Consider the following 23,766-nt stretch of genomic DNA (forward strand, 5'->3'; position numbering starts at 1 on the left):
ATGACCGATCCTGCGAACTCCCTGGACGATCCGACGATGCCGGAGCAGCATGGGGCTTGTGTTGATCGCGGACGGCTTCCCGGGGCAGCGGCTGCTGGTGCTGCCGCGTCCGCTGGTGCAGCGCGCGCTCCGGCGGAACCCCACCTCGCGACTGCTGGTCACCGACGCCGGGCACTTCCCGCATGCGGCGAGCCATGGCCGGATCCGGAGTCACGGCGCGCCCGAGGCCGTGGTGATCATCTGCATCGAGGGCCGGGGCTGGTGCACCCTGGGCGGCCATACCTTCGCCGTGCCGGCCGGCACCGCCTTGATCATCCCGCCGCACCTGCCGCACGGCTACCGGGCCGACGATGACGAACCCTGGACGATCTGGTGGCTGCACGCCGCCGGCCGTGACGTCCCGTCGCTGCTCGAGCCGATCCTGCCCGACCGGGTGGTCCCGATCGGTGATCTCTACCGCGCGACGGCGACGGTGACCCACGTCGTCGACTGCCTGAGCCGCGACGAGACCGAGCCGAACCTGATCATGGCCGCGGGCCTGGCCTGGTCGCTGCTGGCCCAACTGGCCGCGGACAAGCTGTCCGGCGGCCACGGCCAGGCCGAGCCGGTCCGAGCCGCCCAAGATCATCTCCGGGAGCACTTCGCCGATCAGGTCCGGGTCGGCGACCTGGCCCGGCTGGCCGGCCTCAGCCCGTCCCACTTCGCCGCCCTGTTCCGCCGGGCCACCGGCTCCGGCGTGATCGAGTACGTGAAGCGGCTGCGGATGGCCCGCGCCCGCGAACTGCTGGCCACCACGACCGCCGGCGTCCGCGAGATCGCCGGCGAGGTCGGCTACGACGACCCGTTCTACTTCTCCCGCCAGTTCCGCGCCGTCCACGGCTGCAGCCCCACCACGTACCGGGAGTCCTTCACCTGACGCCGGCGGGCGGGGGTGTGGGAATCCGCACTCCCGCCGGTACCGGAACCCGGACCGGATCCGGTGGTTGTCCGCAGTGGAATCGCCGGCCCGCGAACCTAGCGTCGACCGGGTGACCTCAGCTCTTCGGCGTCTCCGATGCTTCGCCCTCGCCTTCTGCGTGTCGATCATGGTCCTGCTGCTGGCCGGCCTGATCGGGTTGACCGTCGCCCGTGATCAGGCGCTGGCCCTGCTGCTGCGGGCACCGGCCGGGACCTCAGCCTCGATCCTCACGGTGGAAGGAAAGACCTGGGTCCAAGGGGTTCGGACGCCCGGCGCCGCGGTCGACGGCTCGGAGCACTTCCGGATCGGCAGCATCACCAAGACGTTCGTCGCCACAGTGGTGCTGCAGCTGGTCGACGAGCGGCGGATCGCGCTGGACGCGGCGGTGCAGACCTACCTGCCGGACCTCGTCCGCGACGGAGCCGTGATCACGGTCCGCCAGATTCTGCAGCACACGAGCGGCATCCCGGACTACATGAAGGGCACCGGCTGGTCGACGAACCGGTGGCGCGACCATGATCGATTCCGGGACCACACACCGGAACAGCTGCTCCGGCAGGCGTTCACCCGGCCGCCCGATTTCCCGCCCGGACAGCGATTCCGCTACTCCAACAGCAACTACGTGGTGGCCGGACTGTTGATCGAGGCGATCACCGGGCGGCCGTACGCCACCGAGATCGAACAGCGCATCCTGCGTCCGGTCGGGCTCAGCGAGACGTCCCTGCCCGGTTCGGCTCCGGGACTGCCGGAGCCGGCGATCCGGGCCGTCCTGGAGCTTCCGGACGGTCGCCGGGTGGACGTGACCGAGCAGAACGAGACACTCGACTGGGCCGCCGGCGAGATGATCTCCACCGCCGATGATCTTGCCCGGTTCCTCGACGCGCTGCTCGACGGCCGGCTGCTCAGCCCGGCGGCGCTGGCGGAGATGCGGACCACGGTCCCGATGGGGATGGGCTTCCACTACGGCCTGGGCTTGGAACGCTTCGATCTTCCCTGCGGCGGCTCGGTGTGGGGGCACGGCGGCCAATTGCTCGGGTACGTCAGCTATGCGTACCGGCGCGACGACGGCCGCAGCCTGACCCTGCTCCAGGCCTCCGGCACCGACGACGGCTTCGCGAAGTTCGCGGCCACCGCCCTGACGGCCTACTGCCTCGCGGGTTCATGATCAGCCGTCGCCGAGGTACGCGAGCACGGCGAGCACCCGCCGGTTGTACGTGGAGCCCGGCGGGATGCCGAGCTTGCCGAAGATCGTGTTGATGTGTTTCTCGGTGCCGCTCTGGCTGATGAAGAGCCGTTCGGAGATCGAGGCGTTGCTGTGCCCCTGAGCGATCAGCTCGAGCACCGCGCGTTCGCGGTCCGTCAGTCCGGCCAGCCGGGTGTCGGGATCCGGCTTGGTGGCGATCAGTTGGCGGATCACCTCGGGGTCGAAGGCCGTGCCGCCGTCGCGGACCCGCTCCAGGGCGTCCAGGAAGCCGCCGATGTCGGACACCCGGTCCTTGAGCAGGTAGCCGACTCCCCCGCGGCCGTCCAGCAGTTCGCTGGTGTGCCGTCGCTCGACGTACTGGGAGAGCACGATCACCGCGACGTCCGGGTGGTTCCGGCGGATCCGGAGCGCGGCATGAATCCCCTCGTCGACGAAGTCGGGCGGCATCCGGACGTCGACGATCACCAGGTCGGGCGGCTCGGCGGCGACGGCCCGCAGCAACTCGACGGCCGTACCGACGGAGTCGGTGATCACGTGCCCCTCGGCGGTGAGGAGCTGCGCGATCCCCTCGCGCAACAGGGTGGAGTCCTCGGCGATCGCTATCCGCACGGGATCACCGCCTCGACGACCGTCGGGCCGCCGTGCGGACTCCGGAGCCGAAGCACGCCGCCGCGGGCGGCGACCCGGGACGCGATGCCGGACAGCCCCGGTCCGGCCGGGTCGGCGCCGCCGATCCCGTCGTCGGTCACGGTGAGCACGACATCGGAGCCGGTGCGGACCAGTCCGATCTCGATCGTGCTCGCCCGCGCGTGCTTGATCGCGTTGGTCACCGCTTCGCTGGCGACGAAGTAGGCCGCGGCCTCGACCGCGAGATCCGGCAGTCGATCAAGCTCGGCCCGCAGCCGGATCGGCGCCTCGGTGCGGTCCCGCAACGCCGCCAGCGCGGCGGGCAGTCCGTCGCGGACGAGCATCGCCGGATAGGTCCGCCAGGCCACCGAACGCAGGTCGTCCAGCACCTGCTGGGTCTCCGCCCTGGCCCGCCGCTGCAGCTCGCGCCGCTCGTCCGAGTCGGTGACCCGCTCGGCCCGGGCGAGCAGGATGGACAGCGCGACCACCCGCTGCTGGACGCCGTCGTGAATGTCCCGTTCGATCCGGCGCCGCTCGGCGTCCACGGCCGCGACCACGTCGTCGAGGGTGCCGTGCAGCCGGGTGACCTCTCGGGCCAGCTCGGCCGCGCCCGGCCGGGTGAACCGGGACCAGGCCCTCCGGTCCAGCCAGGCGACGCCGGCCAGACCGCAGACCGCCAGGAAGATCAACACCGCGCCGGGTACGGCGAACACCCCGACCGTCCACCAGGTCACCCGGCCCGGCCCGGAGTCGAACGCCGGCACCGGGCCGCCGGTCGCCGCGCCCACGATCATCTGGCCGGTGACCACCAGGCCGAGCCCGATCAGGGTCAGGACACAGCCGCCGATCAGGCCGAGCAGCGCCTCCACCGCCAACAGCCCGACCAGCCGCCGGCCCTCCGGCCGACGCGGCCGCGGCACACCGTCCAGCGCGGTCAGCCGCCGTGCCACCCAGGTCCCGACGGTCCGCGCCGGGACCGCCGAGACCGGAGCGGCGACCACGGCGACCAGGAGCACGGGCACCAGCAGCGGGCCCAGCACGGTGGCCGCTCCGGCCCGGGCCGCGCGCCGGACCAGGCCGGCCGTCCGCTCGGCACCCATGATCAACTCCGCTCCACTCACCCGACCATCTTGCCGCGTCCCCGCTGGCGCAGCCGCACCACGACGAACGTGATCACGGCGACCGCCACCGCGATGATCACCAGCAGCTGCAGGACGTCGGCGTACTGCTCGACCACGCCCCAGTGCTCCCCCAGCGTGTAGCCGGCGAGGACGAAGATCGTGTTCCAGATCGCGCTGCCGGCCGCCGTCAGGAGCGTGAAGCGCACCAGCGACATCCGCTCGATGCCCGCCGGGATGGAGATCAGGCTGCGGAACAGCGGGATCATCCGGCCGAAGAACACGGCCTTCGACCCGTGCCGCTCGAACCACGTCTCGGCCCGGTCGACGTCGGCGACCTGCATCAGCGGGACCCGGGCCACGATCCGGCGCAGCCGGTCCCGACCGAGCCAGGCGCCGAGACCGTACAGGATGAGGGCACCGGCGACCGAGCCGAGGGTGGTCCACAACAGCACCTCGGGCAGGCCGAAGGCGCCGCGGCTGGCAGTGAAGCCGGCCAGCGGCAGGATGATCTCGCTCGGCAGCGGCGGGAACAGGTTCTCCAGGGCGATCGTCAGGCCTGCGCCCGGGCTGCCCAGCGACTCCATCAGGGAGACCGCCCAGCGGGCGACGGCGTTCAGGTGATCGGCATCGGTTTCCATGATCATCGACGGTAGGAGCCCGGGCGCCGCCGGACAGTGGGGCCAGCCGTCCGGTCGGGTGCGGAAATCCGCAGGTAGTGTTCTTTGGTGGCCTCTCGATTCCGGACCCTCCGCAGCGCGTTCGCGCGGTGGATCGGCCGACCCGGACTGCACGACCTTCGCGGGCACGTCAGCGTCGTCGAACGGGCCGGCCGGCTCGAGGACGAGTTGACCGCACTCGACAACGAGGCCCTGCTGCGCCGGGCGACCGCGATCCGTGAGGGCGCCGAACCCGCGCTGCCCGCCGAACTCGTGGCGCTGGGCCGGGAGGCGGCCCGCCGGGCGCTCGACGAGCGCGCGTACGACGTCCAGCTGCAGGCCGCGGCCGCGCTGCTGGCACCGCTGGGCGGAGGACCCGGCATCGTCGCCGAGCTGGCCACCGGCGAGGGCAAGACGCTGGTCGGCGCGATCGCCGCGGCCGGGTACGTGCTCGGCGGCCAGCGGGTGCAGGTGCTGTCCGTGAACGACTACCTGGCCCGCCGGGACGCCGCCTGGATGGGTCCGGTGCTCGCCCGGCTCGGTGTCTCGGTCGGCTGGGTCGAGCAGTCCTCGACCTCCGAGGAGCGCCGCGCGGGCTATGCCGCCGACGTCTGTTATGTCTCGGTCAGCGAGGCCGGCTTCGACCTGCTCCGGGACCGGATGCGGACCGCCGACGGGGACCGGGTGCAGCCGGAGCCGGACGTCGCCCTGATCGACGAGGCCGACTCGGTGCTGCTCGACGAGGCCCGGGTGCCGCTGGTGCTGGCCGGCAGCGCGGGCACCGGCGACGACCTCGCGGAGGCGGCCGCGCTGGTCGCCGGCCTGGACCCGGACCGGGACTACACGGTGGACCGCGACGGCCGGACGGTCAGCCTCACCGACGACGGCGTACACCGGGTGGAGCGGCTCGCCGGTGTGGACAACCTGTTCGAGGACGGCCAGTTGCTGACCCGGGTCAACGTCGCGCTCTACGCGCGTGCCCTGGTCCGGCGCGACGTCGACTACCTGGTGGCCGACGAGGCCGTACGGCTGATCGATCCGGACCGGGGCCGGGTCGCCCAGCTGCGCCGCTGGCCGGACGGGCTGCACGCCGCCGTCGAGGCGAAGGAGGGACTGCGGCAGAGTGAGCGCGGCACCATCCTGGACCAGATCACCGTGCACGAGTTGATCAAGCGCTATCCGGTGCTGATCGGGATGACCGGCACCGCCGTCTCCGCCGCCGACCAGCTCCGCGAGTTCTACCAACTGGAGACCGGCGCACTGCCGACGCACCGGCCGGCGATCAGGATCGACGACCCCGACGAGGTGTACGCCGACGTCGAGACGAAGGAGAAGGCGATCCTGGCCCGCGTGGCCGCCGAACACGCGGAGGGCCGGCCCGTGCTGCTCGGCACCTCCGACGTCGCCGAGTCGGAACGGATCGCGGCGCAGCTCCATGATCAAGGGATCGAGGCCGTGGTACTGAACGCCCGCGACGACGCCCGGGAGGCGGAGATCATCGCCGGCGCCGGCGCGTACGGAGCGGTGACCGTGTCCACCCAGATGGCCGGCCGCGGCACCGACATCCGGCTCGGCGGGCCCGACGAGGCCGACCGGGACCGGGTCGCCGGCCTGGGCGGCCTGCTGGTGATCGGTACCGGGCACTACCCGAGCCGCCGGCTCGATGATCAACTGCGCGGCCGGTCCGGCCGGCAGGGCGATCCCGGCCGGAGCGTGTTCTTCACCTCCGACGTCGATCCGCTGATCACCCGTACCGATGATCAACTCAGCGGCGCCGACGTCGATCACGCCCAGCGGATCGCCGAGGGCGAGGCCGCCGAGCTGCGCCGGATCACCTGGCACTACAACGAACAGCTGCGGGCCCAGCGCCGGCAGGTGCTGGAACACCGGGAGCGGCTGTTGATCACCGGGCTGGCCGGCGAGCAGCTCGCCGCCGCGGCACCCGAACGGTGGGCCGAGCTGGCCGAGACGCTCGACGCGGAGGTGCTCGGCGAGGCGGCCCGGCAGCTGGTGCTGGCCTTCCTGGACCGCCGCTGGAGCGATCACCTGGCCCTGGCCGAACACGTCCGGGAGGGCATCCACTTCCGCAGCCTGGGTCGCGAGAATCCCTTGCAGGGCTTCAATCGGGAGATCGCCGAGGCCTACCGCGGACTGATCGACGAGGCACTCTCGGACGCGGTCGAGGCGTTCGCCGACGCGGTGATCACCGACGACGGTCTCGACCTGGCCGGCGTCGGAGCCGGCCGCCCCAGCGCGACCTGGACCTACCTGGTCAGCGACAACCCGTTCGGCTCCCCCGAAGATCAACTCCTGGCCGCCGCCGGCCGAGCCCTCCGCCGCCTCACCCGCCCCGGCTCCGACTAGCTTCCCGGGGTCCGGCTGGATCCCGGCGCCGCTACCCGCCGATCCCGCGCCGACATGACCACCCGGGATCACCAGCCGGGCCACCTCGGACTCCGGCACCGATCGGTCCGGATCCGGGTCACCCCCACCTCCCCGCCCCGACCCACCACATCCCGGGATCTCCAGCCCGACGACCCCGGACCCCGACCCCGAGCGGCCCGAATCCCGGCCACCCCCAGCTCCCCGCCCCCGACCCACCACATCCCGAGATCTCCAGCCCGACGACCCCGGACCCCGACACCGAGCGACCCGAATCCCGGCCACCCCTTCCCCGCCCGACCCATCATGCTCCGCCGCGGACTCACCGACCGGCCGAGCGGCCCGAACGCGGTCACGATCTCGGTCATCCGCCACCGGCCCCGCACCGCAACCGTGGCCGCCCGCATCCGCGCCTGCTCCTCGCATCATCGCCACCGGGGTGTTGCCGAACTCGGCACGCGATGGGGCTCGACCACAAGATTTCGCGTCCGCCGTCCCGGCCGGGTCGGCGCCGGTTCACCCGACGCATCGAGTGTGACGTTGGAGACCGCGACGACGCCCGGATGAGGTCGCTAAGTCACCACTCGACGAATGGCGTTCGACTGGCCCGCGAGACGTAGGAGCCGACACCGAAAGATCTTTCGTGTCGAGCGTGGTGTCGCCGTGTTCTGAACCAGCCTCTACGCAGTCGCCGACCGGAGCGAAGGACGCGGGCCAGAGCAACGGGCGCGGACACGGACGACGGTCACGGGCGATGGTCACGGACAGAACTGTGGACACCGACGAGAGTCGGCCGAACACGGCTCGCCACAATCCGTCCGCATCCGGAACCACGACCGAGCAGCCCACGCCCCGACCAGCCCTGAGACGACTTCTCACATCCGAAACCCGTGCAGCGGCAGTCGATGAACGCACCGGTCGCGAACACGACGCCGGCGGCGGCAGACCGGGCATCCCCTTCCGACACCCGCCCGCTCCTCGACCACCCCTCACCTCCGAGACCCGCCCCGCAGTCGCCGAGAAACCACCGGTCGCGAACACGACGCCGGCGACAGACCAGGCATCCCTCGCCAGACACCCCGCCCACTCCGCGACCACCCCTCCCCTCCGAGACCCGCCCCGCAGCCGCCGAGAAAGCACCGGTCGCGAACACGACGCCGGCGACAGACCAGGCATCCCTCGCCCGACACCCCGCCCACTCCGCGACCACCCCTCACCTCCGAATCCGCCCCGCAGTCGCCGACGCAAGCAACCGGCGCGAACAGGACGCCGGCGCAGACCGGGCATCCCTCGCCCGACACCCTGCCCAACGTCGCGCTTCCACGACCCGTTCAACCGTCGCGACCGGAGCAACTGTCGCGAAGGCGGGCACCGACAGGCTTCGTTGGCCCGCACCCGCATTCACTTCTCACCTCCGCGACCCGTCCCCACCTCCGCGGCCACTCCCGGCAGCCGCGACCGACGCAACGGTCGCGGGGTATCGGCCCGAGCCCGCTCGGGCTGTGCGGACAACCGGGCCCGGTCAGGAGGGGAAGGCTTCGGGGTGGTCGAGGGCGTAGACCAGGGCCCAGTCCTGGTCGTTGGCCAGTGGGTCGGCATGGTGGGTCGGGTTGCCGTTCACGCAGCTCGGGTAGACGAAGGCGCAGGTGGCCCAGCCGTCGTCGGCGAAGTTGATCAGGTTGGCCCGCAGGATCGCGGCCCCTTGATCGCGGAGTTCGGCCCGGCGTCCGTCCGGGACGACGCCCTCCGGCAGGCCGAGGAACACCTGGGCGCTCAGCACGGTCCAGTAGTGCGGGAAGACGTCGCCCCAGTGCCGTTCCACGCCGAACCAGTAGCCGTCCCAGTGCCGGATCGGGATGTGCCGCAACCGGGCGTCCGGCTGATCACCGGCGAACGCGGTGAGCCACGGCAGCCGGACGGCGATCTCCTCCCCCGGCACGGCGATCGGGTCGAGCCGGTGCACGTTGATCATCAGGTCGAGCATCGGTGCGACCATGGACTGTTCGTAGTTGACCTCGTGCGAGGGCAGCTCGGTGGCGACGTCGACGAAGTGCCGGCCGTGCGCGATCAGGGAACCACGCAGTTCGTCGGCCCGGTCCCGATCGCCGGCGGTGATCAACTTCTCGGCCAGGCCGGCGACGATCCCGCCCAGCCCGAAGGCGAGGAACTGTCGGCCGCCCAGAGCGTAGTAGCGCTCGATGATCTTGGCAGCGAGGTCCAGGTCGGCGGCGTTGCCGGTCCGGTCGTGCTCCGCGGCCAGGTAGCGGGCGTACCAGGGGAAGTTGTAGAGCCTGGTGTGGACCGCGTGGCGGCTGTCGTCGGCGACCGTACCGTCGGCCGCGACCACCCGGCCCAGGACGAACGCCCGGTGCCGGTCCAGCAGATCGTCGAGCAGTGCCGGGTCACCCCAGCCGAGTGCTCTCGCCTGCTGCAGCAGCAGCGGCATCGCGACCCGCTCGCGGACGTCGTTCCAGTCCCGCCAGACCGTCGGCAGGGTGGTCAGTCCGGACCTGCGGTCGTACGGGACGAACGCCGCCGCCGACTCGTCACCGCGTTCCGCGGCCACCTGATGGTCCGCGATGAAGGCGACCCGCCGCTCGACGACCTCTCGCAGCGGGCGGTGGAAGAAGACGCTGGCGCGGGCCGTCCGGCCGTCTCGGCTCGCCCGCAACTCGATCACGCCCGGACCGGCGGAGTTGATCATGCCCTCGCCCACCGCGGAGCCGACGCCTTCCTCGTTCCCTGAGCCTGTCGAAGGGCCAGGGCGGATCATGCCTCGCCCTTCGACAAGCTCAGGGAGCGTTGCGGATCGCACCGGCAGGGAACAGCCCGTTTCCGCAACGACCTCGCCGAGCGTGATCACCGGGTCCCGGTCCGCCTGAAGAGCAGCCCGGTCCTCGTACCACCCGAGCCGCCAGGACCAGGCGTGGCTGCCGCCGGGTTCGATCATGATCTCCGGCTGCCCACCGAAGGCCTCCGGCGAACGGGCCCGGTCGGTCGGGTGCAGGTAGAGGTGGCCACGGAGGTTGGAGGAACTCACGGTGTCCCGCGACTCGACCGAGTACGCCCACAGCTCGCCGGTGATCAACACCAGGCCGAGACCGGGGCCGGCGCCGTCCATCGGCTCGGCCCAGACGTAGGAGTCCGCACCGCCCGGCCAGACGTGAGCGTGGACGGCGCCGGCCAGGCTGTCGGCGCTGGACTGGTACACGTCGCGCCACGGCGTGCTGATCCCGATCGAGCCGATCCGGACCGGTTCCGAACCGGTGTTGATCAAGGCGTAGCGCTCGGTCCAGTGGTCACCGAATCTCCGGTCGAGCTCGAGCCGCAGCCCGTCCTCCGGCCAGGCGTGGACCAGCTCGACCCCGTCGTCGGACCAACCGACCGTGTCCGGCCGGTCCCAGCGCAGCCCGCGCGGTCCGTCCGCCGTCTGCACGACGCAGAAGCCCTTGCCCCAGCGCCGCGCCTGGTCGTGTACGGCTCCGTCCGCCGGGTCGGCGTCGTCGAGCAGCACGGTCCGCCCGGTGCGCGGGTGCACCACGCGCAGCACCGACCCGTCGCCGGCCAGCCGCACCGAACCGGCACCGAACCGAAGCTCCCGATCTTCCTCAGCCATGACCACGACCCTAAATCCCGTGCGAACGGGTCCTGCGCGGGGCTAGCCTGACCGGCGATGAGCGAACCGCTGAACGATCTTGACCTGCTGCGCCGGGAGATCAGCCTGCTCTGGGGCGTGGATGATCATGGCCGCGATTCCGACCCGCCGCTGGCCGCGGTCCCGGTCGCGGATGCCGCCCGGACCGAGCCGCCGGCCGAGCTGTTGTCGATCAAGGAGAGGCTGGACGCCACGGCCCCGACCGAGATCACCGGTTGCGTCAGTTATCTGGTCGACCCGGCCAGGGCCGCCCCGGTCCCGCCGGAGCTCGCCGTACGGCGGTCCACCGAGCCCGTACCGCCCGATCTCGAAGCCGCCCGGCCGGATCCGGAGTGGCAGCCGGCGGAGTGGGCCGACCTGCTCGCCGGCCGGCTCGGCCCGTGGGCGATCGGGGTCGTCGACGGCCGGATCGCCGCGATCTGCCACACCCCACGCGATGCCGGCGGCGCCGCCGAGGTCGGGGTCTGGACCCATCCCGATCATCGTGGTCGCGGTTACGCGGCGGCCGTCACCGCGGCCTGGGCCGAGATCGCGGCGACGACCAGGCCGTTGCTCTACTACAGCCACCTGTTCGACAACGCCGCCTCCCGCGCCGTCGCCGGCAACCTCGGCGCCCGGCCGCTGGGCCGGATCTGGCAACTCCGGAACGTGGGACATTCGGCCCCGACCCTTGCCACACCGGACATTCGTTGACAAGCTTCAGCCCGGACACCGGAGTTTGATCACGGGACGGGGCTGATCGCGATGGGGCTGGATCGTTCGACGCTGCGCCGATCCCCCGTCCGACCGACCGTGATGATCGTCGTGCTCATGATCATCGCGACCTTCCTCGCGATGCCCCGTGCGCTCGCCGAGGAACCGGCCGGCATCGACGCCGTCACCGTCGGCGCCACCACGATCACGATCACCGGGCGGGCCACCGGCGAGGTCGACCTGTACGCGATCGGCGCCGAGCGGACCGCTTCGATCACCGATGCCGACCCGGTCTCCACCGTGATCCCCACGTCGGGCCGGTTCAGCGCGACGATCTCCCGTACCGCCAAGGACGGCACCGACCGGCTCTACAACCAGTTCGTCGCCGCCGCCGACGGGAAGCCGATCGGGCCGAGCCGCTACGCCGACCGCTTCGACTACGCGCCGGCCAACCCAGGGCCGCTGCCGGCGACGACCAGCAAGAAGGGCCTTCAGGTTCAGCTGACCGACGACGCCGAGGAACTGGGCATCCAGCACGCGGCGCTCAATCTCGATCTTGCCGACATCATGCTGCTGAAGTCGGCCGACCCGGACTCCGAGATCGCTTTCGATCATGGTGGCAGCACCTACTACTTCGACGCCGCCGCGGTGACCGCGTTCGACCGGCAGATCAAGCCGCTCACCGACGACGGCATCCTGGTCAACGTCATCCTCCTGCTCTACAAGCATCCCGGCGAGGCCAACAGCGCCGCCGAGGTGCTGATCCACCCGGACGCGTCCACCGCGCCGGGCGCCGGACCCGTCTTCGGGTTCAACACCGAGACCGCGGCCGGGGTCCGCTACCTCAGCGCCGCGCTCGACTTCGTGGCGCAGCGGTACGGCCGCGAAGATCACCGCTACGGGCTCGCCTCGGGCTACATCGTCGGCAACGAGGTCAACGCGCAATGGACCTGGTCGAACTCGGGTGAGAAGTCGCTGGCCGAGTTCGTCGACGGCTACGCGCGAGCGGTCCGGCTGGTCTCGCTGGCCACCAAGTCGGCGTTCCGGGCCGCGCGCACCTACCTCTCGCTGGAACACCACTGGACCCTGCTGCCACCGGGCAACCCGGACCCGGAGCAGCCGACGCGCAACTACCGCGGCCGCGACCTGATCGACGAGTTCAACCGAGTGGCCAAGCGTGGCGGCGATTTCGACTGGCAGGTCGCCTACCACCCGTACCCGGAGAACCTGTTCGAGCCCGACTTCTGGAACGACGAGACGGCGACCGGCACCCCGGACACGCAGCGGATCACGTTCAAGAACATCGAGGTGCTGCCGCACTACCTGGACGCCGCCGAGTTCCGGTACGGCGACCAGGCGCGCCGGATCATCCTCTCCGAGCAGGGCTGCAACACACCAGGCCAGGGCGACGCGCTGACCGAGCAGGCCGAACGGCTGCAGGCCGCCTGCTACGCGCTGGCCTACTACAAGATCAAGTTCCTGCCGTCGATCGACTCGTTCATCCTGCACCGGCACGTTGATCACCGGCAGGAGGGCGGGCTCAACCTGGGCCTGTGGGCCGCCGATCACAGCCGGGAGTTCCCGGCCGCGCCGTTGCGCACGAAGATCAGCTACGACGTCTTCGCCGGCATCGACACCGCCCGGTCCACCAACGTGACGAAGTTCGCACTGCCGATCATCGGCATCGACGACTGGTCCGAGCTCGTGGACGGCTTCGACCCGAGCAAGCTCGCCGACCGGACCGAGGCGCTCGCGGTGCCGAGCCGGGTCGGCGGCAAGCTCGCCGACACCCGGCCGCTGGGCACGTTCGGCCGGGACGCCGACGGCTGGCTGCCGTCGAACAACGCGGCCACCGCGACCGCCCAGGACGGCGTGCTCACGGTGACCACGGCCGACGGCACCTTCGGCAAGCAGGACCGCGGCGTGGTGCGCGCATTCGACAAGCCGGTCGCGCTGTCCGGCAAGCGCTGGCTCGCCGCAACGGTACGGGTGCCCGCCGCCGCCGGGCTCGGCCCCGAGGTCCTGGTCCGGCTCCGCGCGACGCTGGACGACGGCATGATCATCAACGGCCGGGCCAGGATCCCGGCCGACGGCGCACTGCATCCGGTCGCCATCGCGGTGCCGGACGATCCCGGCCGGCTGACCCGGCTCAAGGTGCTGGTCGCCGGGACCGACACCGGCACCCCGGACGCCTCCTTCGCGATCGGCTCCGTGGTCGCCGCCGGCAAGGCGGACCCCTCCCGGCTGCCCAACGTGACGGCCACCGCGACCGCCGAACGCGCCGAGCTGATCGGCTCCCGCTTGACGATCACGCTGCGGAACCTGGATCTCGACCCGCTGACCGGACCGATCAGGATCGGCGACGGCTGTGGCGACTTCAGCACCGACCCGGCCCGGGTCGACGGCGACGGCTCGGCGTTCGGCGAGACCCAGACGATCACGACCAAGATCACCGCGGTGTCCGGCGAGGATCCGTCGGCCGTCTGCCTCGAGCTCGCCGGGCAGCGGCTGCTGGTCCCGGTGGAGATCCCGCCGCCGACCGAGCACACGGTGATCGACTTCGAGAACGATCTTGGTGGCTTCACGCCCGGCGACGGGGTGGCCGGCATCGCCCGGGTCGGCTCGTTCGCCAACGCGCCCGGACGTCCCCGCTCCGGCACGTACGCGCTGGAGGCGACCAGCGAGGCCGTACCGGGTGATCGACAACGAACCATCGCGGCCCGCTACAGCCAGCCGCTCGACCTCGGCGCTGCCGGCACGGTCTACGTCTGGATGAACGCGTACGGCGGGCTGCCCGGCGCGACCGGCTATCGCGCCACGCTGACCCTGCTCGCCGAGGACGGCACCAGCATCACCGAGACGCTCGACTCGTTCAGCCCCGACCGGTGGAACCAGGTCACGGTCGACGTGTCCGGCTGGCCCGGCCGCAGCAAGATCACCGGCATCGAGGTCGGCTTCGCCGGCGTCGGCAGCGAGACCACCTGGCAGCCGCGGTTCCAGCTGGACGACCTGGGCTGGTTCGCCGGCTGACGACAGGCACCGGGCCGCGTGATCACGGATCCGGCGCGAGCGTCGCGTCGAGCAGGATCGCCGCCTCGTCGCAGAGCCAGCCGAGGTCGGCCTCGACGCTACGCCGCTTGATCATGATCCGGCGGGCCAGGGCCCCGGTCGCCACCGTGCTCAGCGGCGGCGGCAGCCGGACCAGCTGCCAGGCGAAGGACTTGATCAACAGGCGGTACCGGAAACCGAAGCCCAGTTGGTCGGGATCGAGCGGTCCGGCCGTGCGCTCGACCCCGAGCCGGTACTGCTCCAGACAGTCCGCCAGCGACAGCCGGTGATGCCGGATCGCCGGGTTCGGCAGTGCGAGCAGCACGCCGAGGTCGCTGCCGACCGGTCCCCGGTGGCACGAGCCGAGGTCGAACATGATCAACACGCCGTCCCGGACGGTCACGTTGGAGCGGGTCGGGTCGCCGTGGCACAAGGTGGCCGGCAGCGCGAGGAAGCGTTCCCGGAGTTCGCTCCGGCGCGCCGCCAGCCGGGCCAGGGTCCGTTCCAGTCGGTCGGCGACGTGCGGTGCCACGGTGCCCCGGGCCGCCCGGGCGAGGTCACGCAGTTCCTCCAGCCGCCGGTACGGTTCCACTCGGTCGGTCAGCCAGGGCAGCGCCATCAACGCCGGATCACCGAGCCGGGCTCCGTTGAACTCGCCCAGCGCCCGCGCGGCGATCAGGATCTGGTCCGGTTCCTCCAGCCGTTCGATCGGGCCGAGATCCTCCAGGAACAGGTGCCAGCGCAGCGCCGCCTCGGCGTCGACTCCGGCTCGGCGTGGAGCAGGCGCGGCACCCGCCAGCCCCGGCCGTGCGACCACAGCCCGGACCGGTAGCTGCTCACCTCGCGCGGCTGGGCGCCGATCAGGGTCTTCCTGATCATGGTTCCGCCGCCCGGCAGCCGGTACCGGACCACGGCCTCCACGTCCGCTCCGCGGCCGGCCAACCCGGTGACCGGGACCGGGGTACGTCCTCGCCGGACCGCCCCGGCGGCCGCGGCGGCGCGCCGCAGGACCGGCGCCGGGACCGAGCCGGCGTGGTCGGCCAGCAGCCGGCGCAACCGTCGCAGATCGACCGGCTCCGCTCCCGCGCGGCCGGCCAGCCGCAGCAGAGCCAGCGCCTGCCGAGTCCGGCCGGCGGCGGCCAGCTCACGGATCGCGGGGAAGATCACCTCCGGCGCGGGGCGATCGCGGCGCAGTCGTCGTACCGTCCGGTGGGCCGCTGTCCAGGCGCGCAGCCGACGGACCGCGGGCAGTCGCCGGAGCGCGCGCAGCCGACGGACCGCGGGCAGTCGCCGGAGCGCGCGCAGCCGCCGGAGAGGGCGCAGCAACAGGACGGCGGAGGGGGTGCGACGCGGCACCGGATCGAGCATGGGCCGGAGTCTCTCGGCGCCCGATGAGACCGCGATGAGGTCCGGATGAGGCGGCCCTCATGATCAACAGCGGACCATGATCACCGGGAACCGCGGCGCAGGGTGGCGATCAGCAGCACCACCGTGCCGGTCAGCAGGAACAGCGTGCCGACCAGCACCAGACCGGCCCCGACCAGCGCCAGCAGCGTGGAGAGATAGTTGAGCTGCAACGCCTCGCCGAGCAGGAAGCCGCCGGCGCCGAGCCCGATGAAGACCGCCGCCGTGATCAGGTACGGCCGTGCCAGGCGGAGCGGGGATGCGGGGCCGGCCATGAGCCGCACGATAGGTCACCGGGCGGTCACCGCGCCAACCTCACCGGACCGCAGCGTGATCGCGATCGCGCCGCGCTCGTTGGTCGCCAGCACCGTCATCCCGAGCGATTCGAGCAAGGCGACCGTGCGCGGCGCCGGGTGGCCGTAGTCGTTGTCCCGGCCGGCGCTGGCCACGGCCACCCTGGCACCGGTCGCAGCAAGGAAGCCCCGGTCCTGGCGCGACGAGCCGTGGTGCGGCACCTTCACCACATCGGCCCGCAGGTCGGTGCCGGCGGCCAGGATCGCCTGCTGGCCGGCCGGTTCCAGATCCCCGGTGAACAGGATCCGCAGTGGCGGGTCGGCGCCGTTCGCACCGGCCACGGTCGCGATCATGGCCAGGCTGGCATCGTTCTCCGCCGAGGACTCGCCCTCGTCGTCGCCCAGCACCGCGGCGGGCGTGCCGACCGGGCCGATCACCCGCCACGTCGTCGTTCCCACCGCGACCGACTCGCCGACCGCCGGCGTCCGGAGCCGAATCCCCCGCTCGGCCGCGAGCCGGTGCACGGCGGCCGCCTGGGCCGCCGGGGCGGGCAGCGGCCCCACCCAGAGCTCCCCCACCGGCCGGCCGTCGAACACCCCGGCCAGCCCGTCCACGTGATCGGCGTGGAAATGGGACAAGATCAACAACGGCACACCTCGAATGCCCAGTTGATCAAGGCAGCCGTCGATCAGCCGGGGATCCGGTCCGGCGTCGACCACCACCGCCTGATCGCCGCCGACCGGCACCACCAGCCCGTCGCCCTGACCGACGTCGCAGGCCACCAGCGCCGCAGCCGCCGGCGGCCAGCCCGGCTGGACCGGCGGCCGGAGGAAGCCCACCGCCATGATCAACGCGGCCGGAACCGCAAGCCAGCGCCGGGCCAGCACCCGCGGCATCAGCCAGGCGGCGGCGAGCCCGGCCGCGGCCAGCAGGGCCAGCGCCGCCGGCTGGCCGGGCCACGGCCAGGCCGCGCCGGGGAACGCGGCACCCCAGTGCGCCACCCACAGGATCGGCTGGGCCGACCAGGCCGCACCGAACCCCGCCAGCAGCGCGGGCCAGGGATGCAGCAGGGACAAGCCCGCGGCCGCGAAGCCGAACACGGTCGCCGGGCCGACGAACGGCCCCGCCAGCGCGTTGGTGACGATCCCCACCACGCTGACCGTGCCGGACAGCGCGGTCACCACCGGCAACGTGGCCAGGTGCGCCGCCAACGGCACCGTCACCGAGTCTGCGACGATCTTGGGCAGCCACCGGTGCAGGACCGCCGCCCAGCGCGAGGCCCAGCCGATGATCCCGGCACTGGCCAGCACCGACAGGGCGAACCCGGCCGACCGGCCCAGGTACGGATCGATCAGCACCAGCACGACGACCGCGACCGCCAGGTTGCGCAGGCCCTTGATCCGCGACCCGCTGCCCAGCGCGGCGAGCGCGACCAGCCCCATCGCCGCCGCCCGGAGCACACTCGGCTCGGTCCGGCACAACGCCACGAAGACGATCACCCCGAACAGCCCGACACCGCGCAGCCACCAGCCCCGGACGCCGCACCACCGGGCCACCAGCAACAGGAACGCCAGCAGCAGGGTCAGGTTCGCTCCCGACACCGCGGTCAGGTGGGTCAGCCCGGTCCGGACGAAGTCCTCCTCGAGCTCCGGGGTGATGCCGGACGTGTCGCCGAGGACCAGGGCCGGCACCAGCGCCCGTTGCTCGGCGGTACGGTCCGCCACGGCCGCCCGCAGCCCGGCCCGCACTCGCTCGACCAGCGCCAGCCCCGCGTCCGGACCTGCCGTCAGGACCACCGAGCCGCGAACCCGGGCGATCGCCGCAAGATCGTCACTGGGGTCCGGCGCCCGCAGCCGCGCGTCCAGCCGGACTGCCGTACCGACCGGCAACCGTTCGAGCGCGGTCATCGCCGCCCCGCTCGCGATCAGCAGCACCGGAGCCTCGACCCGCCAGTGATCACCACGGCCGGCGACGGTGACCGTGTTCGTACGCACCGACAGGTAGTCCCCACCCGGGCCCCCTTCGCCCCGCCGCGGATCGGCGACGGTACGGACCTCGAGGGAGACCACCGCCTCCGCCGCGGCCAGCTCCGCCACCGCCCCCGACCGCAGCCGATGATCATGGAGCGCACCGGCGGCCGTGATCGCGATGATCACCAGCCCGGCCGCGGCCGGCAGGAGCAGCCTCCGCACGGCTCCCGGAATGATCAGCAGCAATCCCGCCGCCGCGGCGATGCCCACGACCGGCGGCGATCCCGCGGTGCCCGCCACCGACGCGGCCCAGGCCGCGACCGCGACCGGCACCATCCGCAGGTCGCCGAGCCGACCGGACGCCTCGGTCTCCCGATCACCTCCCTCCCGCACCCCAGCGGCCACGGACGCCCGGTCAGACACGGACGTGCGGCGCGAGCTGAGCGAACGTCTTCGGCCCGATCCCGTCGACCTCCTGCAGCTCCTCCACCCGACTGAACCGGCCGTGCTGCTCCCGCCAGGCGATGATCTTGCCCGCCGTCACCGGCCCGACGCCCGGCAACTCCTCCAGCTGCGGCTGGGTCGCCGTGTTGAGGTCGACCTGCTTGCCTCCGCCGGGCGGGTCGGTGCCGCCGGAGTCCGTACCGCCACCGTCGCGCACCTCGCCGGCCGGATCGTCCCTGGTCCCGATCACGACCTGCTGGCCGTCGGCGAGCACCTGGGCCAGGTTGAGCCGGTCCGGGTCGGCCTCCCGGGTCAGGCCTCCGGCACGCTCGATCGCGTCGGCGACCCGGGACCGCTCGGGCAGCGTGACCAGGCCGGGCTTCCGGACCGCCCCGACGACGTGCACCATGATCACTGCCGGTGTCGCACTCGCACTCGGCGTCCCCGGCGGGCCGGGCGGCGACGTGGGCGGCCCGGTCCCCGGCTGAGCCTGCGGCACCGGGGTCGCCAGGCTGACCGGCTGCGCGCGCAGCACGGCCCAACCGGCGACCAGCAGCCCGAGCACGGCCACGACCGCGATCACGGCCAGGTGCGCCGGACCGAACCTGCCGAACCCGCGCGGCCGCGCCGGCAGCCGGTCGTCCGGGCCCGGCTCGCCGTCCTCGCCGTACCTCTCGAAGTCGTCGTCGGCAGGCTCCGGCCGCGGCGCCTGCTCGGCGAGCAGCCGGGCGATCCGGTCCCGGACCCGGCGGGCCAGCTCCTGCTCCGCCCCTTCCCTCACTTTCATGCCCGGGAGGTTAAGCAGCGTCGCCCGAATCAGCCGGCCGGCGGAAAATCTGTGGATGACGAAGATTCTCCGCGGCCGGCTGTGGACAACCGCCGGGCCGGCGCGCGATCAGCTGCGACGGGTGGCGCGGCGTGTGGTGTAGATGTCGACGACGGTCTTGATCACGACCAGCACCAGGATCACCTCGACGCCGTCGGTCCGGAACCGGTGCGGCACCAGGGCGAAGATCGGGTCGAGCACCCGCAACACCGCCGCGGGCAGCCCGTCACCGCTGCCGATGGTGAACCAGAACGCGAACAGGACCGCGAGGTGGAGCACGATGATCCTCGGGTACGGCTGCATCATGGCCTGCTGCGGCGCGACGACGGTCCGCAACCCGGCCGGGCCGAACCAGGTCGACAGCAACTCGACCAGATATCGCACCGCGACGACGATCACCGGGAACCCCAGCAGCAGAAACGTCGGCTCGACCCCGAGGCTGAGCGTCACGATCAGCGTGAACACGCCGTGCACCAGGCAGAAGATGCCGTAGTGCACAGTGAAGAACAGCCCGTACCGGCCGGGTGTGCCGCGGACCGGGCGGCCGTTCACGGTCAGCCTGGAACCATCGGTCGCCGTGCCCCGGGCCGAGACGACCCGGACCAGGCTGATCATGCCGATGATCACGTTCTCGATCCAGAACAACAGCATCACGTTGCCGGCCGGCCAGCCCCAGGCCATCACTCCGACCAGGGTCAACACGTTCATCGTGACCGAGAAGCCGATCGCGATGATCGAACCGGTGATGCCGTCCTCCGGATCCGCATCGGGTGCGGATCCTCGCTCCGTCCGCACCATGGTGGATGGGCGCGATTGCTGAAGAGACACCAGGCGACCCCCTCTGCTCGTCCAGTGACTACGGAAGTACCACTCCAGCCAGCAGCATTATGGCGGACGTCATGATCATCCCGGGGCACCGGGTCGGCCGGGCGAGACGACCACGCCGAGCGTGCGAGGCCCGGTGTGCACCCCCAACACGGCGCTGACCGGGGTGATCACCAGATCCACCGGTCCCTCGGCCCGTCGCTGCAACCGGATCGCCAGGTCCTCGGCCGGGGCCGGATCGTCCAGATAGTGCACCGCGAGGCCGACCCCGCGACCGACCGCGTGCGCGCTGAGCATCGCGTCGGCGGCGAGTTCCTCGAGCCGGAGCCGGGCCCGGTTGGCGGTACGGACCCGCTCCCGCGGCCGGATCTCCCCGGCGGTGATCGTCAGCAGCGGCTTGACGGAGAGCGCCGAGCCGACCAACGCGGCCGCGGCGCCGATCCGGCCGCCCCGGCGCAGGTGCTCCAGATCGTCGACCACGAAGTACGTCCGCGCGGCGCCGGCCCGCTCCGTCGCGACGGCCGCGACCTGGTCCGGCTCGGCGCCCTCGGCGGCACACCGGCCCGCCTCGACGGCGGCGAAGCCGAGCGCCATCGCCAGCGTGCCGGAGTCGATCACCCGGGTCGGCACCGGCGCGGTCCGGGCGGCCACGGACGCGGCGTCGTAGGTGCCGGACATCCGGGCGCTCATTGTCAGCACGACGATCGCGCCGGCGCCCTCTTCGGCGGCGGCACGGTAGGCGGCGGCGTACTCGTCGATGGACGGGCGCGAAGTGCTGACCCGACGGCCGGCCCGGATCGCCTCCGCGACGGCACCCGCGGTGGCCCCGGTCGAGCCCTCGGGCCGGCTGACGCCGGCGATGACGACCTGGAGCGGGACCACCCGGAGCCCGGCTCCGGCGACCCGGTCCGGGGGCAGGGACGCGGTGGAGTCGGTGATCACCGCGACGTCGGCCATTGCGAAAGAGTAGTGGGCGCCACGCCGGTGCTCGCGCGAATCGCCGCCCCGCTCACCCGCCGACCCGCCTTCGGATGGCAGCATGGGGGCTGAGTCTGCGGAATCGCTCAGGTGACTTGGCCCATGACGTACTGTGACAGCGTCGTAGGGTGGCAGGCCTGATCGCCCAGCCGCCGACGCGCAGTGACGGTCGAACGGGAGGGGGTTGAGCCGTGGCGAAGTACAAGCCGCGTCGTGCCCTGATCGAGGACGACAGCGACGACGACGCCCCGACCCTCGCCGACCTGAAGACCAGACCGGCCACCCCGCCGCCGGCATCCCCGAGCCCGCCGGCGCCCGCAGCGCCCGCGCCGGGTCCGGCCGCGGCGGCGCCGAGCGATCAAGAGCGGGACGACACGGTCGTGCTCGACCAGGCTCTGCCCCCGGCCGGCACCACCGGGCGCAACCCCGACCGTCCGGCCACGGCTCCGGCGCCGGAGCGGGACGATTCCCGGTATCGCCGGCCCGAGGAGCCCTCCGCCGTCGAACGGACCGCCGAGACCCAACTGCTGGCCCCGACGCTGCGCCGGACCGGGGATCGGTCCCGGAGCCGACAGGTCATCAAGGACGACGCCGATCTCGAGGAGGCGAAGGAGACGCCCGCCGACCGGGCCTCCCGCCGGGTCTACCGGATCGGCCGGCGGACCATCGTCCTGGTCACCATCGTCGCCGTCCTCGTCATCGCGGCGCTCGGCACGCTCGCGTACCTGATCTTCCGCGACGCCCGCTCGCTGCCGCTGACGATCGGGCTCGGTGCGCTCGCCCTGCTGCTGTTGATCTACGTGTGGCGGATGGTCTGGCATCCGCGGCTGGTCGCCACCAGCAGCCGGCTCACCGTGTACAACCCGCTCAGCAAGCGGGTGATCCCGTGGTCCGCGGTGACCCTGGTGCAGCCCGGTCCGAACGGCATGATCATCGGGACCGACCGGGACCAGGTCGAGGCCTGGTGCGTGCAGAAGGGCCGCTCGGCGCTGAAGCGCGGGCATCACACTCGGGCCGACCGGATCGCCGCCGAGCTGTGGCGGATCTGGGACGGCGCCGCGCCGGCGCTGACCGACGAGCAGGGCGGCTGGCGGATCCGCCGGGCCCGGCCGGACGAGGCCCAGCTGCTGACCCGGCTGGAGCGGGCCGCCAGCGAGCATGCGCTCGGCCACATCTTCCCGGCCAACCGCTTCCCGTACCCGGTGGCCGATGTCTCCCGGCGCTGGCAGCGGACCCTGGCCGAGCGCCAGGTCCGGGTCCGGATCCTCGAGGTCGACGAGACCCCGGCCGCCTTCATCGCGTACGACCACGAGACGGTGCGCCACCTCGGCGTGCTGCCCCGGCACACCCGCAAGGGCTTCGGCACCGCGCTGCTCTCGACGGCTGAGGAGGACGTGTTCTCCTCCGGCGGCACCCAGGTGCAGCTGTGGGTGCTCACCGAGAACCGGGCCGCCCGCGCCTTCTACCGGGCCCACGGCTGGACCGAGACCGAGGACCGCCGGCGCAGCGAGTTCCCGCCCAAGCCGGACGAACTGCGGATGATCAAGGTGCATCGCCGCGGTGAGCGGAGCCGACCGGAGTGAGCTCGCCCGACCACCGGGCCGGAGCCGGCCCGGCCTGGGACTCCGTGCGCCCGGCTCGCCGCTCCCAGGTGGTCCTGGTGATCTTCGGGCTGCTGTTCGCCCTGCCGGCGGCCGTCTTCACCGTGCTCCGGTTCTGGCAGCCCGCTGCGCAGAGCGCCGAGCTGCTCTCGGCCTTCATCGGGTACGCGATCATCGGCTACCTGATCTCGTTGCTGTTCCTGGTGATCGCCTTGATCAGGGCCAGGAAGCGCGCCGCGATCGCGGTGATCACGATCATCGTCGCGGCGCTGGTCTGCCTGCACGGATCCTGGGTCGGGCCGCTCTTCGTCCCGGACGGCCGGGCCGCGACCACCCCGGCCTTCCGGGTCCTCAGCCTGAACATGCTGCACGGCGCTGCCGACCCCGAGCGGGTCGCCGAACTGGCCCGCTACGCCGACGTGGTGGTGCTGCTGGAGGTCGAGCCGGACACCCGGGCGGCGCTCGACCGGTACGGCTGGTCGGAGCGGTTCCCGAACGCGGTGGGTGCCGACGACCGCGGCGTCAACGGGTCGTCGATCTACTCCCGCTTCCCCCTGAGCGATTCCGAACTGTTGCCCCAGACGACGTTCCAGCAGTGGATCACCACGGTCGAGGTGCCCGACGTCGGCCCGGTCAGGGTGATGGGCGTGCACCCGTGCAACCCGTACTGCGGCACCACGAAGTACACCTCGGAGCACCGCCTGATCCGCCGGATCGCCGCCGAGCAGCCACAGGATCGGCCGTTGATCATCGCCGGCGACTTCAACGCCGTCGATGATCATGGCGCCATGCAGGAACTGCGCGCCGACGGGCTGCGCAGCGCCACGGACGTCGCCGGCGCCGGCTGGCTGCCCACCTACCCGGCCAACCGCCGCTTCCCGCCGCTGATCCCGATCGACCACATCATGATCAACGAACGGCTGACCGCGACCGAGGTCCGTACCGTCGAGGTGGCCGACACCGATCACCTCGGCATCATGGCCACCCTCGCCGGCACCACCTGACCAGACTCCACTAGCTTTCCTGTCGCTTTACCAGAGAAGCTTCCTGTGCAAAGCGACGGTTTTTCACGTTAACGTG

At 72.3% G+C, this 23,766-nt stretch carries 17 protein-coding genes; 7 read left to right on the forward strand and 10 right to left on the reverse strand.

Going from position 1 to position 23,766, the window contains the following annotated elements:
• Positions 1–49: 49 nt before the first annotated feature.
• Positions 50–916 carry a helix-turn-helix domain-containing protein gene (locus tag AC6CCG_RS30645; RefSeq protein ID WP_496658610.1) on the forward strand — a complete coding sequence of 289 codons (867 nt, stop codon included), beginning with the start codon at positions 50–52 and terminating at the stop codon, positions 914–916.
• Positions 917–1,028: 112 nt separating this feature from the next.
• A complete protein-coding gene (locus AC6CCG_RS30650; RefSeq protein ID WP_496658611.1) occupies positions 1,029–2,123 on the forward strand; it encodes a serine hydrolase domain-containing protein in 1,095 nt (364 codons plus the stop codon).
• On the opposite strand, the gene AC6CCG_RS30655 is transcribed toward AC6CCG_RS30650, so the two are convergent.
• From AC6CCG_RS30655 to AC6CCG_RS30665, 3 genes are read right to left on the reverse strand one after another with little or no spacing between them, the layout of a single operon-like run.
• Positions 2,124–2,771 carry a response regulator transcription factor gene (locus AC6CCG_RS30655; RefSeq protein WP_496658612.1) on the reverse strand — a complete coding sequence of 216 codons (648 nt, stop codon included), beginning with the start codon at positions 2,769–2,771 and terminating at the stop codon, positions 2,124–2,126.
• Positions 2,762–3,910, reverse strand: coding sequence for a sensor histidine kinase (locus AC6CCG_RS30660; RefSeq protein WP_496658613.1), 1,149 nt, complete (start codon positions 3,908–3,910; stop codon positions 2,762–2,764). The genes AC6CCG_RS30655 and AC6CCG_RS30660 overlap by 10 nt, the downstream gene beginning before the upstream one ends.
• Entirely contained in the window at positions 3,907–4,548 is a 642-nt protein-coding gene (locus AC6CCG_RS30665) for a DedA family protein (protein ID WP_496658614.1), read from the reverse strand. The genes AC6CCG_RS30660 and AC6CCG_RS30665 overlap by 4 nt, the downstream gene beginning before the upstream one ends.
• An 87-nt stretch (positions 4,549–4,635) precedes the next feature.
• Between AC6CCG_RS30665 and secA2 the strand changes: the two genes are divergently transcribed.
• Positions 4,636–6,930 (forward strand): accessory Sec system translocase SecA2, encoded by a 2,295-nt coding sequence (gene secA2 / locus AC6CCG_RS30670; RefSeq protein ID WP_496658616.1) that lies wholly within the window; start codon positions 4,636–4,638, stop codon positions 6,928–6,930.
• A 1,540-nt stretch (positions 6,931–8,470) separates the two neighbouring features.
• On the opposite strand, the gene AC6CCG_RS30675 is transcribed toward secA2, so the two are convergent.
• Positions 8,471–10,564, reverse strand: coding sequence for a hypothetical protein (locus tag AC6CCG_RS30675; RefSeq protein WP_496658617.1), 2,094 nt, complete (start codon positions 10,562–10,564; stop codon positions 8,471–8,473).
• A 57-nt stretch (positions 10,565–10,621) separates the two neighbouring features.
• Between AC6CCG_RS30675 and AC6CCG_RS30680 the strand changes: the two genes are divergently transcribed.
• Positions 10,622–11,296, forward strand: coding sequence for a GNAT family N-acetyltransferase (locus AC6CCG_RS30680; protein WP_496658619.1), 675 nt, complete (start codon positions 10,622–10,624; stop codon positions 11,294–11,296).
• A gap of 51 nt (positions 11,297–11,347) precedes the next feature.
• Positions 11,348–14,326: a DUF5722 domain-containing protein gene (locus AC6CCG_RS30685; protein ID WP_496658620.1), complete on the forward strand. Its 2,979-nt coding sequence runs from the start codon at positions 11,348–11,350 to the stop codon at positions 14,324–14,326.
• 22 nt (positions 14,327–14,348) lie between these two features.
• Here the strand turns inward: AC6CCG_RS30685 and AC6CCG_RS30690 are convergent, their stop codons facing one another.
• The 6 genes from AC6CCG_RS30690 to AC6CCG_RS30715 form a co-directional block, all read right to left on the reverse strand.
• A complete protein-coding gene (locus tag AC6CCG_RS30690) occupies positions 14,349–15,161 on the reverse strand; it encodes a phosphotransferase (RefSeq protein ID WP_496658621.1) in 813 nt (270 codons plus the stop codon).
• Positions 15,162–15,792: 631 nt separating this feature from the next.
• On the reverse strand, positions 15,793–16,023 hold the full coding sequence (locus AC6CCG_RS30695; RefSeq protein ID WP_496658622.1) for a hypothetical protein: 231 nt from the start codon (positions 16,021–16,023) through the stop codon (positions 15,793–15,795).
• 15 nt (positions 16,024–16,038) lie between these two features.
• Complete coding sequence (locus AC6CCG_RS30700; RefSeq protein WP_496658623.1) at positions 16,039–18,417, reverse strand: ComEC/Rec2 family competence protein; 2,379 nt, start codon at positions 18,415–18,417, stop codon at positions 16,039–16,041.
• Between the two features lie 10 nt (positions 18,418–18,427).
• Positions 18,428–19,243, reverse strand: a complete 816-nt coding sequence (locus AC6CCG_RS30705; protein WP_496658624.1) for a helix-hairpin-helix domain-containing protein — start codon at positions 19,241–19,243, stop codon at positions 18,428–18,430.
• Positions 19,244–19,351: 108 nt separating this feature from the next.
• Positions 19,352–20,080, reverse strand: a complete 729-nt coding sequence (locus AC6CCG_RS30710) for a DUF6498-containing protein (RefSeq protein WP_496658625.1) — start codon at positions 20,078–20,080, stop codon at positions 19,352–19,354.
• A gap of 105 nt (positions 20,081–20,185) precedes the next feature.
• The gene (locus tag AC6CCG_RS30715) at positions 20,186–21,064 is read right to left on the reverse strand and encodes a DegV family protein (protein ID WP_496658626.1); all 879 of its coding nucleotides are present in this window, start codon (positions 21,062–21,064) and stop codon (positions 20,186–20,188) included.
• 212 nt (positions 21,065–21,276) lie between these two features.
• Here AC6CCG_RS30715 and AC6CCG_RS30720 point away from each other — a divergent pair, with 212 nt between their 5' ends.
• Positions 21,277–22,668 (forward strand): GNAT family N-acetyltransferase, encoded by a 1,392-nt coding sequence (locus tag AC6CCG_RS30720; RefSeq protein WP_496658627.1) that lies wholly within the window; start codon positions 21,277–21,279, stop codon positions 22,666–22,668.
• On the forward strand, positions 22,665–23,690 hold the full coding sequence (locus tag AC6CCG_RS30725; RefSeq protein ID WP_496658628.1) for an endonuclease/exonuclease/phosphatase family protein: 1,026 nt from the start codon (positions 22,665–22,667) through the stop codon (positions 23,688–23,690). The genes AC6CCG_RS30720 and AC6CCG_RS30725 overlap by 4 nt, the downstream gene beginning before the upstream one ends.
• The last annotated feature ends 76 nt before the right edge of the window (positions 23,691–23,766 follow it).

This window comes from Microlunatus sp. YIM B11417 (genome assembly GCF_059617205.1).

Bases quoted from the DNA above. Each gene is read 5' to 3' on its own strand.
- AC6CCG_RS30695 (WP_496658622.1), bottom strand. From the start codon at position 16,023: ATGGCCGGCCCCGCATCCCCGCTCCGCCTGGCACGGCCGTACCTGATC.
- AC6CCG_RS30665 (WP_496658614.1), bottom strand. From the start codon at position 4,548: ATGGAAACCGATGCCGATCACCTGAACGCCGTCGCCCGCTGGGCGGTC.
- AC6CCG_RS30705 (WP_496658624.1), bottom strand. From the start codon at position 19,243: ATGAAAGTGAGGGAAGGGGCGGAGCAGGAGCTGGCCCGCCGGGTCCGG.
- AC6CCG_RS30675 (WP_496658617.1), bottom strand. From the start codon at position 10,564: ATGGCTGAGGAAGATCGGGAGCTTCGGTTCGGTGCCGGTTCGGTGCGG.
- AC6CCG_RS30685 (WP_496658620.1), top strand. From the start codon at position 11,348: ATGGGGCTGGATCGTTCGACGCTGCGCCGATCCCCCGTCCGACCGACC.
- AC6CCG_RS30710 (WP_496658625.1), bottom strand. From the start codon at position 20,080: ATGGTGCGGACGGAGCGAGGATCCGCACCCGATGCGGATCCGGAGGAC.
- AC6CCG_RS30680 (WP_496658619.1), top strand. From the start codon at position 10,622: ATGAGCGAACCGCTGAACGATCTTGACCTGCTGCGCCGGGAGATCAGC.
- AC6CCG_RS30715 (WP_496658626.1), bottom strand. From the start codon at position 21,064: ATGGCCGACGTCGCGGTGATCACCGACTCCACCGCGTCCCTGCCCCCG.
- AC6CCG_RS30645 (WP_496658610.1), top strand. From the start codon at position 50: ATGGGGCTTGTGTTGATCGCGGACGGCTTCCCGGGGCAGCGGCTGCTG.